The sequence below is a fragment of the Hydrogenoanaerobacterium saccharovorans genome (genome assembly GCF_003814745.1).
Classification (GTDB): domain Bacteria; phylum Bacillota; class Clostridia; order Oscillospirales; family Ruminococcaceae; genus Hydrogenoanaerobacterium; species Hydrogenoanaerobacterium saccharovorans.
The window spans coordinates 1,602,956-1,617,538 of sequence record NZ_RKRD01000001.1 but is presented as its reverse complement, the minus strand read 5'-3'; the positions used below and the strand labels follow the sequence as shown (position 1 = coordinate 1,617,538).

Here is a 14,583-nt window from a genome sequence, read left to right as displayed (position 1 = left end):
AAGGGCAGCTTTATAAAAACTGCCCTTTTATTGTCTCAATCAAACTTATGCTGCAGGAACAAACAACTTCAATAGGTACAGTACATTAATAAGTAAGCCCACTACAATTGCGCCGACCGGTCCAATCGCCATAGAGACCAAAGGCTTTTTGCTGCATTTATTCAAACAGAACAAACCGATAATCACAAACAATCCAAACCCGGGAGCCATTGCCTGTGCCGCCATCATACCACCGAGCAAAAGTGCAACTTCCAGCACACTGCTCATTGCTGTACGAATATTATCACCACAGCGTTTTACACCGGGGAAGCGGTCCAGACCTTTTGCAATAAGGTTAAGCAAGATAATTTCAAGCCCCATTGTAATGGCGCCTGCTACAAATGCGATAATGGGATTGCGGATTGCAAGACCAATTACAAATACAAATGTCATACCTGCCGGTGCATATACACCGGTTGTAATAGCAGTGGTAGCAACCAGCGGGATAAATCCGATTGCGCGGGCAAAAGCGGTCAGTGCGGCTTCTCCGTTTTTACCTTCTGCCAAAAGGTTCAAACTGATAGGATCACCTGCCATGATAGCCATACTGGTACCGGCAGCAATCAAACCACCCATAACCATAAGAATGGGCATCGATTTACGAATCCGCTTGACCTTTTCTTCAAAGATTTTTGTCAGCATTTCATTAGAGTTGCTCTGATCCTGCTTATCCATGATGGCGAATGCAATCATAATAATCATACCGGCAAGCAGCGCCATACCATCTTTGTTCAGCACGATGGATGAAGTTTCGGACAAAGTAAACTTACCATATAATTCCGCAACTTGTCGAACCAAAAGAGTAATAGCAGCTGTCAGTATTCCTTTTTTATAACCAAACTGCAACCCGACTGTAACTGCCGGGAAGATGGCAAATGCAACAGTAATCGGTGTTGCAACCATGCCAAGCGAAGATAAGAAGTTAATAGGCAGTTTGTTGAACAAATCGACGATAAACTGCAAACCAAAAAGCAAACCAACGCCATAAACAGCACCTAAAGCGCCCGCCGCAATCATCCCTTTTTTGCCTGAGGGGCACATAGTTCCAATAACATCTGTACTTAACAAAATACAATGGATTAAAATAATGCTGGCTGCCAACGATGTTGGAATAGCGAACCCAATAATCAAACCAAAACTGATTGCAAGGCTTGTGGCTGCCAAAGCCTTACGGTCCATACGCCCTTCGAGATATTCAGGGATAACAGGACGAAACCCATCGTTAAATACCGCAATTCCTGTATTGGAAAGAATCGAAGCGAGAGAGCCAATTAATCCAATAATCACAAATTTTAAAATTTCCAAACAAAACCCTCCTCAATAAAAATGAATTTAGAGCAGATACTTCAGAATAAGCGGTACAAGGGTTTCAATGTGCTGTGCTGTAAATCCAAAAGCTTTTTTCCCTGCTTTCACTTCCGCCGCAATCTCCGTTTCGCTTTTAATCGTACCCGGCATAGATATTGTTGCACATTGGTTCATACCCAAAAGCGCAATCGCCATGGCAAGCGCACCGCCGCCGCCCGTGTTGCAGGCACCCAAGTAAATATCAGCATCACCATTTTTGACTGCCATCGCGGCTTCAATATCTCCCATTACCCGAACATTCGCCTTGTCCTTGGCAATAGAACACGCCAAATCTGCAATCTTTTGCTTATCGATTTGCCCGCCTACTACAATTTCCATTCATTTTCCTCCTCAATTTAGATTTATATAAAAAATTACAGCCTTCTTACTGATATTGTGCTGGCAGTGGTTATATCCTTCCTAAAAGAACCCCAATATGCATAATAATAAACTTCAATTCTGAATCAGGAATTTCAGGCAGCATTGCCTGCAAATCTTTGCTGATTAATACAGCTTGGTCAAAAGTAGATTCTTCTTTTACAGAGCTGTAGACGTCTTTGTCAATTTCGTTGATTTTTTCCCCTTTACTAATCCGCTCAAGCGAGCTGCATAAATGAGTAATAAATGTTGCAGCATTTTCTTCGTTCAAATCGATATTCTGCTTTTCTTTAAAATAAGAGATAACTTGTTGTATTTTATGGTAATTGTTATCGCTAAGCATTTCGCTTTGGCGCAGAATCCCTAATCGTAATTCCAAACTCATCAAAAAAGACCTCCATTAATATCTTGGTACACGTTGTTCGTTTATAACTTCTGTTTGCTGCTGTTGTATCGTGTGAACCGATAGCATTTGTTCAAGCAGCCTTGCTGTAAGAGTATCGTCATTTCTGCAAGCAATCACCGCCTGTGAAGCGTGGCTGCACATATCAAAATCATTCAGCGCGCATGTTTCAAAACCTCTGGCTTCAAAATCCATATCATCGGTATTCCAAACTACTGCATCGATTGTTTCTTTTTGCAGATAAGAAAATATCTGATTGTATATCATAGGAATCAGCACTACTTTTTTATCCAAAAAATAAGACAACGTCATCAATCGCTGGTCAACGGAAGAATCATCGATCCCAACCCTTATTTTATCCCAGTTCCCACTGAACCCCTTTCGCACGATAACCATATGTTTTCCAACATAGCTGTTATCGCCCAAGTTACATATCTGCTTTAAAAAATGCCCATTTTCGTTGTAATAATCGAAAGATAGCCTGCTTAATACCAAAAAGTCGTAGCGGCCTTCGTTCAAACTTCTAATGCGATTTTCCGAACCGCGCATAAATGCGATACCGGAACGAAGTCCATCTGCATTAATGCAGGAATAAATACCTGTTGCCAGCCCTTCATAACGTTTAGAATAGGGAAGTGGCATAACTCCTACAAACCCGTCCTTCCCGCATATTTGCAGCAACTTGAGATAATCAATGTTAGAAACGAATGTACCCAAATGTCCACGCGGAGTTAACTCGACAGCTCCCATTTTTTTTAAATTATCCAGCCCAAGCTGAATGTTGCCCCGTGCAGTTTCTAAATTGGTGCTCAATTGTGTAACAGTTGGCAACCTGTCTCCGTCGTTTAATGTGGCAATAATGCGAGCAATGTCCCTAGTTGCGAGCCCAGCCTTTTGCATCAAAATAGAATCCAATGCAGCTCCTCCATTACCAAAAGACTTTAATATACAAAATTTTGTATATTGTATTTTTATAATATCATAAACTCATAAAAAACGATACTGTTAATTTTGACGAATATATATTGCGAATTTCGTAATCATTATACAAAAAATAATTTGCACACAAATAAATTAGTTACTATAAAGCATAAGCGATAAGCCCAGTGTAGGGTTTATCGCTTGTGCTTATTCCTTTATAAGCTGTCCATTTTCTATAGGGAAATACATAATCACTATATTCAATAGTGACTCGGTACAAAGATGAGCAAACAGCTCAAATACTATGCAGAGAGGACTTGCACAAAGAAGCAAAAATCAAGCCATCATCAAGCCTTCCGAAGCGGAGAAACCGATAAGATAAAAAACCTCCTGCATTTTAACAGGAGGAAAATTGTTATTGAATATAAAACTGATTGATAATACCATAGGACATCTGATCTGCCATTGCTAAAGCTTGTTTTTCCATACTATCAAATAGGGAAACGTTTTCATTGTATTGACCTGAAATTCTTGTAACAGCCTCGTTTTCCACCAACTTCAAGTGTTCATAAAGCATCATTTGCCACGTTTGCTGATTCCAGTAAGGATTGATTTGTGCTAAAAACATAGCAATCTGATCCGCATTTTCGTACCATTTTTTACGCAATGAATCAACAGCCTGAGTGTCTCCTTTTTTTGCAGCGGTAACCAGTTGAGATGCAATCAGCAAATGGTCTTTCAGGAGTTGTTCGAACTTAGCTGCCTTTTCATTACCATAAAACGGTCTGAGCGAATTTGCAAAATCAGTTGGATTGCGTAAAAGCCGTGTGGTTACTGGGTCCAAATCCCCCAAATCATTTACCAAACTGATAATAAACGATCTAGTCCACATGATATGCTGCTCCCAAAGTTTTCTGAATTCGTTTATTAGTTGGATTTGGTTGTAAGTATAGCAAATATTTTCATTTGCATAATTAGAATTATACATGCGTACCCTCCTAACATTTCTATATTATATGTAAAAAAACAACATTGGTTACTGCCTTTTGTAATAGAAGTAGCTATAAAATACAATTATTTATCTTTCGCAAACTTAGAATATAAAGGATAATAAAAAGATGTCTACATAAAAGTGTAGATAAATTGACATCGAGGAGAAATCACTAAATGAACAAAAAAGACATTCAACACATTATTCTTGAATTGGGAATCCCGACATCAATTAAAGGCTTTACATTGCTGACCGATGCAATAAGCCTGTACGGTGAAGCAGACAGCATAATGGACTTATATGCAAAGTTGGCTTGTAAATGCGGAACCACACCAAGCAGAGTTGAACGAAACATAAGGCACGCAATTAATGCGGCTTTCAGCTGCGGGAACACAGAGCTGCTGAGGCACCTGTTTAAATCATCAACCGGAAAACAACCCAATAATGCGCATTTTATCTCGAGAATTTATTTAAGCCTTTTATCACAAGAACTGCAAGAACAATCAGTTGCAGAACTTGAGTCTTGCACGTTTGTTTATATATGCTCACCTTGCAGGGGCAACGTAGCCGAAAATCTCAACCGCGCACAGATGTATAGCATTTACGCGCTTAGCAAAGGATACACGCCAATCGCACCGCACCTCATGTACCGTGATTTGCTCAACAATGATAAGCCGAAAGAGCGTGAGCGGGCACTTGCAATAGGATTGCATCTGCTGAGCATTTGTTCTGAAATGTGGGTATTTGGCGGCACCATCTCAAAAGGAATGCAGGGCGAGATTAATTTTGCAACAAAGCACAACATTAAGATAGCATATAAGAATGTGATTTTTTAGGAGAACAAGCCTATAAAATGGAATCAGACATGTGCAAGCAACGTAAGGTGTATGTGCTTTGCATCAGTGCAAAGACATCTTGTCTGTAAATAACTTTACACAACCAGCAAGGGCTCAGCGCATTGGATAAACGGGTCACACATCGCACGACAAAGGGCGGGGGACAAGGTATAGTGAAAAAAGACCGATGATTTATGTTCTTGAATTTACTCCAAGATTAAACCATCGGTCTTAATTCTTATAAAATATTCAGTTTATTTGGTAGGGTGCGGGTTCATGTCCCACTACACCCTCAAAAACCCAAATGTTATCCTTACCCTAACTCTCCAAAACCGGCAATTATTTTGCTTAAACTTACAATTTCTTTCTATACATCATAGATTTTATATTGAGTTTGCTAGAATTTGTTGAATTAAAATAACTGGTTCAATATAATTGATGTAAGATAAAGGAAAGAGGGGGATATCGTGGGCATTAAAAATTGGAAATCGGTTATAGCACTTACCTTAGCACTTCAGATGTCATTGGGCAGTGTGATAAACACATTTGCACAGACAGCAGAAAAAAATGTTATGGATTCTGGAATAACCGTAAACAGCGGTTATTCAGATAGCGGTTATTTGGACAGTGGTTCTTTACAGAATTCAATTGTAAAATCGCCGGGGCAGAGGTCTACATTTAGTATTAGCTTAGAAGAAGGTAAAATTTATTATTCTGCAACCCAAGATGGTAAAACGATTATTGAAAAATCTCCTATTGGTATGGTAACCACGCTTGGAGACTTCTCTGAAGGCCTTACTTATAAGAGCACCAGTGAAGTGAAAGAGATTAATGAAACGTACAAAATGTATTCCGGCAAAAAAGCGGAGTACAAAGACCATGCCAACGAAGTCACCTACACCTTTACAAAAGGCAATATGGAATTTGATGTAATTGTAAGAGCATATGACGACGGTATTGCTTACCGTTGTGGAATTTGTAAAGCAGATGGTACTCCAGCAGCTATTGAAATATCAGATGAGACTACCAGTTTTATAATTCCTGCAAACTCCGATATTACAACACAGGCTCACACACCTGACTCGCAAGACAGATTTAGCCATGAAGGTCCTTTTGAACAGAAAAAAATAGAAAATTTAAACAATAGTCTACAAACACTTCCGTTTCTGTACAAAACGCCTGACGATGCCTGGACTTTGCTTACTGAAGCAGATCTGGACGGAAGCTATACAGGGTCAGCTGTAAAACGTAAAGGTTCTACTACCGAACTTAACCTGGATTTTGTATCTCAGCAGAAAACAAATGTAAAAACTAAAGTACCCTTTAAATCACCTTGGAGATTGGCAATTTCGGGCAATTTGGGCGACATTGTAGAAAGCACTATGGTGCAAAACGTAAGCCCTGCAAATAAAATTGATGATGCTGATGAGTGGATTAAACCCGGTGTTACCGGATGGGGATGGCTATCACCAGAGGGCAGCAAATCAGAGGCTCAATACGATGAGCATTTTGTAAGGAGCAATATTGATTTTGCATCTAAAATGGGCTGGAGTTATTATATAATGGATGAAGGCTGGCAGCCGCAAGCAAAGGATAAGAGTAGCGGTAGAATTTACGAAGGTTACTTCCCGTTTTTCTATGATCCTGCTAATCCGGACGACCCAAATAGTATACTTAACTATGCAAAAGCCAAAAATGTAGGGCTGATTGCGTGGACCAATTGTAGAGATTTAGATAGTCCAGAGGAACGTCAAATTTTAAAAGAGTGGTCAGATTTGGGTATCAAGGGTATCAAAGTAGATTTCTTTGATAGAGAATCTCAAGATCGCATACAGTTGATGAACGACTTGTATAAAGAATGTGCAAAGCAGCATATGCTCATGAATCTTCACGGATGTAATAAGCCTACAGGTGAAGTTAGAACTTGGCCGAACGCAATCAACCGTGAAGCAATTAGGGGTGAGGAAGGCTCAACTAATGCAAGCCAATTTACGATGCAGGCTTTCACACGTGGCGTAGTAGGTCCTACGGATATTACTCCGTTCATTTATCCAAAAACTAATACCAACATTACAACCGCACAACAGCTGGCAATTAACTTTGTGTTTGAATCCGGTCTGCCCTGTATGGCAAGCCCCATTAAAGATTATGAGAGGAGCCCGGGGCTGCCTTTACTTCAAAATCTTCCTGCTGCATGGGATGAAACAAAATATATTGACGGACTGCCGGGGCAGTTTGTAACGGTTGCACGCAGAAGCCAAGATATTTGGTATACTGCATCTATCAATACCTACAATAACGGAAGCGATTCTGAAAAACGAGATGCAGTAATACCTCTTGTTTTTCTAAAACCCGGTGAAAGTTATCATGCAACGATTTATAAAGATGGAGCAACTAAAAATGATTTGCTTGTAGAGCAAAAAGAAGTAACCTCTGAAACCACGCTGACAATTCCCATGTCCCCCGGAGGAGGATGTATCGTCAAAATTACACAGGGTGAGGCACAAACAATAGGTACGATACAATTAGATAAGACAAATGAGACACTATCGATTAATCAATCTCTCAGCCTGTTTGTAACTACAGATATCAATTGTTACGATTATGATCAGGTAGTATGGTCTACCAGCAATCCTGATGCCGCAATTGTAAGCAATAGTGGCGTAGTTTCTACATTAAAGCCCGGCAAAACAACAATCACAGCTAGTTCCTCAAAAAACCCTGCTATAAAAGCAGAGTGTAAAGTAACTGTTTTGGACGACCCGTATAAACTGGCAGATGGTTGGAGTTTTGTAAAGGAGATACCCATATATAGAAAGCTTTTGGCAGAAAACCAGTTAGAGTTAACAATATTACCAGGTGAAATTGGAAGTGCTCTTACTTTTAAAAATTTCCTTTATAGGGATGCACCGGAAGGTGACTTCACTATGACGGTAAAAATTAAAAGTTCACAGTTGGATCAACAAAATCAGGCAATTGGTTTGTCAGTTTTCCAAGATGATAAAGTGAATTTATCGCTTAGAAGAAGATTCACGGGAAGAAACTGTTTTGAAACTTATACACTTAATGAATCTGGATGGCGTCCTGATAATAGAACTTGGACGACCGACCAAGCAGCAGATACAATGCCAAGTCAGGAAGCAGTATGGCTGAAGATTGAAAAAATCGGAGACACTATAAAATCTTCATTTAGTTACAATAATACTGACTGGACTACGATTAAAAACTCACATGAACCACAACAGGTATCAAAAGAGGGCAAAAACCTTAAAATTGGTGTTCATGCTGTTTGTGGCAACAATAAATACGGTCCAATACCCGTTGTCTTCGAAGACTTTACAGTAAACGGTAAGGTTATAAATTTTGCAACCCCAACAAATGTTTCGGTTATGTCAGTTTCAAAGCCAAGCACCATTACAGTAAAACAAGGTACAGCTTTTGAGCAATTAACGCTGCCTGCAACAGTAAACACAACTCTTTCAACAGGTGTTAAAAAAGACATTGCTGTTGTGTGGAGCAAAGATGGCTACAATCCAAATGCTGCAGGTACCTATGAACTTACCGGTACGCTTACTATGGCTGACGGCATTACCAACCCATCAGACCTGAAGGCAAGCATCAGCGTAGTGGTGCAGCAGAATACCTCATCCACAACAATTACCGAAGTTTCAAAACCAAGCAGCATTACAGTAAAACAAGGCACGGCTTTTGAGCAATTAGCACTGCCTGCAACAGTAAATGCAACTCTCTCAACAGGTGCTAAAAAAGACTTTGCGGTTGTATGGAGCAAAGATGGATACAATCCAAATGCTGCAGGTACCTACGAACTTACCGGTACGCTTACTATGGCTGACGGCATTACCAACCCTTCAAATCTGAAGGTAAGCATCAGCATAGTGATGCAGCAGAATACCCCATCCACAACGATTGCCGACATTTCAAAACCAAGTAGCATTACAGTAAAACAAGGTACAGCTTTTGAACAATTAGCGCTGCCTGCAACAGTAAACACAACTCTTTTAACTGGTGCTAAAAAAGACTTTGCGGTTATGTGGAGCAAAGATGGTTACAATCCGAATGTCGCAGGTACGTATGAATTTACCGGTACGCTTACTATGGCTGACGGCATTACCAACCCATTAAACCTAAAGGCAAACATCAGCGTAGTGGTGCAAGGCATATCTGAACCTAAACATTCCGCAAAAAGTTCTTCCAATAATTTTGTCCCCAATATGGCTTCAGTATCGGATATAAGACAAAAGCTACAGAGTGCGCCTGACAATGCCAATGTATTGGTAGACGTTAGCAGTAATTATAATTTCAGTACAAGTATATTCGATGAACTTCAAAGAAACAAAAATAAATCCATTACACTGAATGGTGAATGGTACAAATGGATATTTGAAGGCAAAGATATAATCAACTCTATGCCTGGTGTGGTTTACTTTGATACAAGAATCAGCGTAGACTCTCCTAATGAAACAGCAATTTCCAAGTTAGTTGGTAATGCAGATATCACAAATCTTTACTTTAATTATGAGGGCAAGCTTCCCGGTAAAACCACAATTTGTGTTCAGTCGGAACAATATAAGGGTAAGACGATTTATATTTACTACTATAATCCGGTCAAGAACCAGCTGGAACTTGTTAAATCGAATGTCATAGTAGATGCAAATGGTTGGTTTGAGTTTTCCGTTACCCATTGTTCTGACTATGTAATAAGTACCACACCGATTACAAAAGCAATTAAAGGCACAACAGTGCAAAACAATAATCCTGAAACTGGTGGTATAAGCGTAGAAGCCCCATTATCCAATACAGCAGTGCTCAATACAATACCCGAAGAAACAGTTCCTGCAATACCGGATGAACAGATTGTTTCCAAACCGATAGAAACAACTCATAAAATACCATGGGTAGTTATGATTGTTGCAGGTCTTGCAATTCCAAGTATTGCTGCTTCCATTATTTATAAAAGACATAAAAATGGATTGGATAAATAGAATTAACTTACCCTATTTTTCACTTTTCTTCGCAACAGGCGGTACATTTTGTGCCGCCTGTTGTTCCATATTAAAAATTAGTTTATATTTATAATGAAAACAACATAGTTCTGCAAAAACAAAGTTTTTTATGAGATAGAGAGATGAATATAAAACTAAAATAAGAGCCTCTTTTGAGTTGCCTGTCAATAAATATCTAAATATTAACATAAATTTTTTAGTTCCATCCAATTATTATTTTAATTGCAGAAAGGATACAACGATATGTTTTTATACAAAATTATGATTGTAGACGATGAAGAAAGCATTCGGGAAGGAATTCGGCAAAAAATTGATTGGAAACGCAGCGATTTTGAGCTGGTGGCAACTGCCGGAAATGGGCAAGAAGCGTTGGAACTAGCGCAGAACTTGCATCCTGATGTAGTAATGACGGACATTAAGATGCCGTTTATGGATGGATTAGAGCTATGCGAGCGCCTTCACCGTATGATGCGTGACGTAAAGTTGGTGATATTTACAGGGTTTGATGATTTTGAATATGCACAGAAGGCAATCAAGGTAAATGTAACAGAATATGTCTTGAAACCAATTGATTCTCAAGAACTAATTGGTGTTTTAAACAGAGTTAAGGATAAATTGGATAATGAATTCGCCCAAAAATGCAATATTAAGCAGTTAAGCGAACAGTACGAAAGAAGCCTTCCTATTCTTCGAGAACAACTCTTCAATCGCTTGTTTAACGGAAATGTATCCGAGCAGTGGATTTTGGAGCAGGCAGGGCTCTATGAAATATCTTTTGCGGGCTCGTTTTGGGCGGTTGCGCTAGTAGAACCACATTATGGCATTCACAAAAATGAAACTCAATATACCACAACTAGTCGAAAAGAACTTATTCCGCATATGATTAAGCAATTAATTGAAGAAAACTTACCGCCCTATTGCTCATTTAAAACCACTCTCTATCAAGATTTTGTTGCAGTGCTGGCAATGCTCAGCGGACAGGATGAAATGGTTAGCTTTATTAATGGGATGGACCAGGTTTGCAAGCAAGTGCAGCGCTATCTGCTTTTTGACATTTCAGCTGGAATAGGCTCGCTTTGCACATCTCTTTCCTCATTATGGTGTTCTGTCAGAGGGGCAAAAAGTGCATTACGATATTGTGTATTAGCCGGTAGTAGTGGAGCAATCTATATAGATGATATGGAGCCTAAGAATGTAGCAACGCACGATTATGTAGAATACAATTTTAACGAACTTATTTCTGCAATAATAATTGGAGATTTCAAAGAAATTACAAACGAGATTTCAAGATTTTTATCATTATTTTATGCTAAACGATATCAGCTTTTACAGTACCAATTGCTCTTGATGGAGTTAATAACAGAGCTACTAAAAATTATTAGGGACTATCATCTCGAAAGTACTGAGTTTTTAGAAAAAGGTTTTGATAGTTTACTATCTATAGCAGATTTTAATTCACTGGAAGAATTGAAGGAATGGCTGCAATATATCTGCAGTAAAATTAACAGACTCATCAGGCAAGAACGGATGAACATGACCAAGCGAATCGCAGAAGAGGCAAAACAATATATACAAGCACACTATTCAGATGCTGAGATGTCGCTTGAAAAAATATGTTCCTATCTCCATTTAAGTACCAGCCATTTTTCTACCCTATTTAAACGTGAAACCGGAATAAGCTTTGTAAGTTATTTAACACAGGTACGATTGAATGAGGCAGTAAAGCTGTTGAACACAACGGAATGCTTGTTAAGCGAAATCGCTCAGAAGGTAGGCTACAATGAATCTACATATTTTAGTTACGTTTTTAAAAAACAGTTTGGAATGTCACCTGTAAAATATCGCAGTAGGGGAGTAATGAAATGTGAAACACATTAAACAAGTGTGGCACAAGTTGATTATACCTTACCGCCAAAAAAGTATTCAGTATATGATTTCTCTTTCTTTTACAGTGGTAGCTTTAACCGGAATGCTATTGCTCGGTGTCGCACTCTTAACGAGTTTTTTTTCTACAGGCGAGATTATGATGAAACAGAACAACAGGCGGGTAGTTGAACAAGTAAATCTCAATCTTGATGTATATCTTCGGAATATGCGGCGAGTATCCGATTCAATATACTACCGTGTGATTAAGCGAAACGACCTTTCGTACAATTCAATTGATGATGAAATGACCCTGCTTTACGATGCCAACAAGGACCTTTTAATCAGTATTGTGCTGCTGAGTGAAAATGGCAAGCTCATTAGCTGTGCCCCGCTGGCAAAGCTTAAAAAGGATGTAGTGCCCACGCAGCAGCAGTGGTTTCAAAACGCATTTGATAAAATTGAAAATATGCACTTTTCAACTCCGCACGTACAAAATCTTTTTGACGACCCTGATTGCCGCTATCGCTGGGTTGTGTCTCTTTCACGTGCTGTTGAGCTTACACAAAATGGCGAGGTGCATCCTGGAGTTTTATTGGTAGATATGAATTTTTGGGGTATCGAACAACTCTTTCGAGACGTTAATCTCGGAAAATCAGGGTATATTTATCTTATTAACAATGAGGGGGATATTATCTATCATCCACGCCAACAGCTGATCTACTCAAAACTGCTTAAAGAAAACAACATTAACATGGCAGAATATGACGATGGAGATTTTGTGGAGACTTTTCACGGGGAAAAACAGGTAGTTACAGTAAAATCAGTAGGGTATACAGGATGGAAGATTGTAGGGGTAATGCCTATGAAGGATATTACTGCGAACTATTCTCATATCCAACTACTTTCATTATTTATCATAATGTTACTCATTATTTTAACGATTTTTATCAATCAGCAGGTCTCATCTAAAATTGCAGAGCCGATTAAAAACTTACAACGATCCGTGGAACGGTTGGAAGAAGGCAACTTAAATGCTGATATAGCGGTCGGCGGATCGTATGAAATTCAGCACCTTGGCATCACCATTCGCTCAATGGCCACTCAGATGCGTAAACTGATGGATGATATTGTACTGGAACAAGAGGCAAAAAGGAGAAGTGAATTGGACGCGCTGCAAAGCCAGATTAATCCTCATTTTCTCTATAATACGCTTGATTCAATCGTATGGATGGTTGAGAACCAACGCACTGCCGAGGCAAATAAAATGGTAACTTCGCTGGCAAGGCTATTTCGCATTAGTTTGAGCAAAGGTAAGAATATTATTTGCATCGCGGATGAATTGGAACATGCCAAGAATTACCTCACGATCCAAATGGTTCGCTACCAGAATAAATTCTCCGTCAAGTTTGACACAGATCCACGTGCACTAAATCTTTCTACGGTTAAACTGATTGTGCAGCCTTTGCTAGAAAACGCGATCTATCATGGAATGGAGCTGATGGAAGGGGAGGGAGAAATTATGGTGAAAACCTATTTAAATAACAATGATTTGTACATTGATGTGGCAGATAATGGGGACGGGATTTCTCCGGAGGTTTGCCGGCTGCTGCTTATGGGAACGGAAAAGATACGCTCTAAGGGTTCGGGAATTGGGCTGAAAAATGTACATGAACGCATACAGATTGCCTTTGGTTTACAGTATGGTCTTGAAATATTGAGCCAACTTGGGTATGGAACAACGGTGAGAATCCATCTGCCTTGTATTGAGTATAATACGAAGCAGAACAAGGAGGATTAAGTGAATGACCCCTAAAAAGCTGTATCAATTTCTGGCGGTGCTCTTTATCTTTTTGCTGCAAACACTTGCCCTTGTGGGTATTTTACAAGATAAAAATCATGCACAGGCTTCTTATGCAATTTCTGTGATTGTAAGGGGTCAAAGCGGTGACAACTGGTTAGGGATTAGGCAAGGGATAAACCAGGCAGCGCATGATCTTCACGCTAACATTACTTTTATTACTCTTTCAGAAGAAAACAGCTTGTTAGAACAGAAAGCTTTGATACAACGAGAAGTTGCCGGAGGCGCACAGGCTATTGTACTGTCAGCGGCTTCTTCAACTGGTCTCGTAAGGTCTGTGGAGGAAGCTGCAACACAAGTGCCGATTGTTTGCATTGAGTCAAGTATTCATAGCAATGCCATTCTATCTTATATATCAGCCAATAATTATGAAATGGGGGTAAAACTAGCAGAAAATATTATAACCTCCGGCATTCCAAACGGCAAGGTTTTACTGGTTGGGGGGGACGAAGCGTGCAGCAGCATCCTAGAACGACGCAGGGGTCTGCTTTCGGTGTTAAAAGCCAAAAAAATTCATATTAAAGAAGTAAATAAAATGGATGCCTTGCTTTGCTCAAACCTTCAAGCGTACAACTTTGATGCCGTTGTGACGCTCGACTCCATTTGGTTGGAGAATACAGCAAAGCTCTTTCAAAAAAATCATATCCAAGGACAGAATCTTTTTGGTATTGGTGCCACCAATCAGATTGCTTATTACATGGAGCAGAATATCATCTGTGCAACGGTGGTGCAAAATGAGTTTAGTATTGGTTATCTAGGGGTAGAGAAAGCGGTAGATGCAATTAACAGGAGAAGGATAGATAAGATTGTTACGGTGGAATACAGGATAATTTCCAAGGACAACATGTACGACACAGAAAACCAAAGATTACTATTCCCCTTTGGTGGGTAAAATACATCCATTTTTGGGGCTCTCTACA

At 39.5% G+C, this 14,583-nt stretch carries 10 protein-coding genes; 5 read left to right on the top strand and 5 right to left on the bottom strand.

Translation table 11 applies throughout. The annotated features are described in order from the left end of the window. Positions 1-45: 45 nt before the first annotated feature. The 5 genes from EDD70_RS07580 to EDD70_RS07560 form a co-directional block, all read right to left on the bottom strand. Complete coding sequence (locus EDD70_RS07580) at positions 46-1,344, bottom strand: YhfT family protein (RefSeq protein WP_092751394.1); 1,299 nt, start codon at positions 1,342-1,344, stop codon at positions 46-48. Between the two features lie 27 nt (positions 1,345-1,371). Then, positions 1,372-1,725, bottom strand: coding sequence for a DUF2620 domain-containing protein (locus EDD70_RS07575; protein WP_092751396.1), 354 nt, complete (start codon positions 1,723-1,725; stop codon positions 1,372-1,374). 70 nt (positions 1,726-1,795) lie between these two features. Next, positions 1,796-2,149, bottom strand: coding sequence for a PRD domain-containing protein (locus tag EDD70_RS07570; protein ID WP_092751398.1), 354 nt, complete (start codon positions 2,147-2,149; stop codon positions 1,796-1,798). A 15-nt stretch (positions 2,150-2,164) separates the two neighbouring features. Next, on the bottom strand, positions 2,165-3,082 hold the full coding sequence (gene yhfZ, locus EDD70_RS07565; RefSeq protein ID WP_092751400.1) for a GntR family transcriptional regulator YhfZ: 918 nt from the start codon (positions 3,080-3,082) through the stop codon (positions 2,165-2,167). A 421-nt stretch (positions 3,083-3,503) separates the two neighbouring features. After that, positions 3,504-4,076, bottom strand: a complete 573-nt coding sequence (locus EDD70_RS07560) for an acetylglutamate kinase (RefSeq protein WP_162840772.1) — start codon at positions 4,074-4,076, stop codon at positions 3,504-3,506. Positions 4,077-4,255: 179 nt separating this feature from the next. On the opposite strand from EDD70_RS07560, the gene EDD70_RS07555 reads away from it, so the two are divergent. The 5 genes from EDD70_RS07555 (at position 4,256) to EDD70_RS07535 (ending at position 14,555) form a co-directional block, all read left to right on the top strand. Further along, positions 4,256-4,915 carry a sporulation initiation factor Spo0A C-terminal domain-containing protein gene (locus EDD70_RS07555; RefSeq protein WP_092751402.1) on the top strand — a complete coding sequence of 220 codons (660 nt, stop codon included), beginning with the start codon at positions 4,256-4,258 and terminating at the stop codon, positions 4,913-4,915. 467 nt (positions 4,916-5,382) lie between these two features. Further along, positions 5,383-9,918, top strand: coding sequence for a glycoside hydrolase family 97 N-terminal domain-containing protein (locus EDD70_RS07550; protein ID WP_092751404.1), 4,536 nt, complete (start codon positions 5,383-5,385; stop codon positions 9,916-9,918). A 264-nt stretch (positions 9,919-10,182) separates the two neighbouring features. After that, positions 10,183-11,817 carry a response regulator transcription factor gene (locus tag EDD70_RS07545; protein WP_092751407.1) on the top strand — a complete coding sequence of 545 codons (1,635 nt, stop codon included), beginning with the start codon at positions 10,183-10,185 and terminating at the stop codon, positions 11,815-11,817. Positions 11,818-11,869: 52 nt separating this feature from the next. Next, complete coding sequence (locus EDD70_RS07540) at positions 11,870-13,603, top strand: sensor histidine kinase (RefSeq protein WP_092754448.1); 1,734 nt, start codon at positions 11,870-11,872, stop codon at positions 13,601-13,603. 4 nt (positions 13,604-13,607) lie between these two features. Further along, positions 13,608-14,555: a substrate-binding domain-containing protein gene (locus EDD70_RS07535; RefSeq protein WP_092751409.1), complete on the top strand. Its 948-nt coding sequence runs from the start codon at positions 13,608-13,610 to the stop codon at positions 14,553-14,555. Positions 14,556-14,583: the final 28 nt, after the last annotated feature.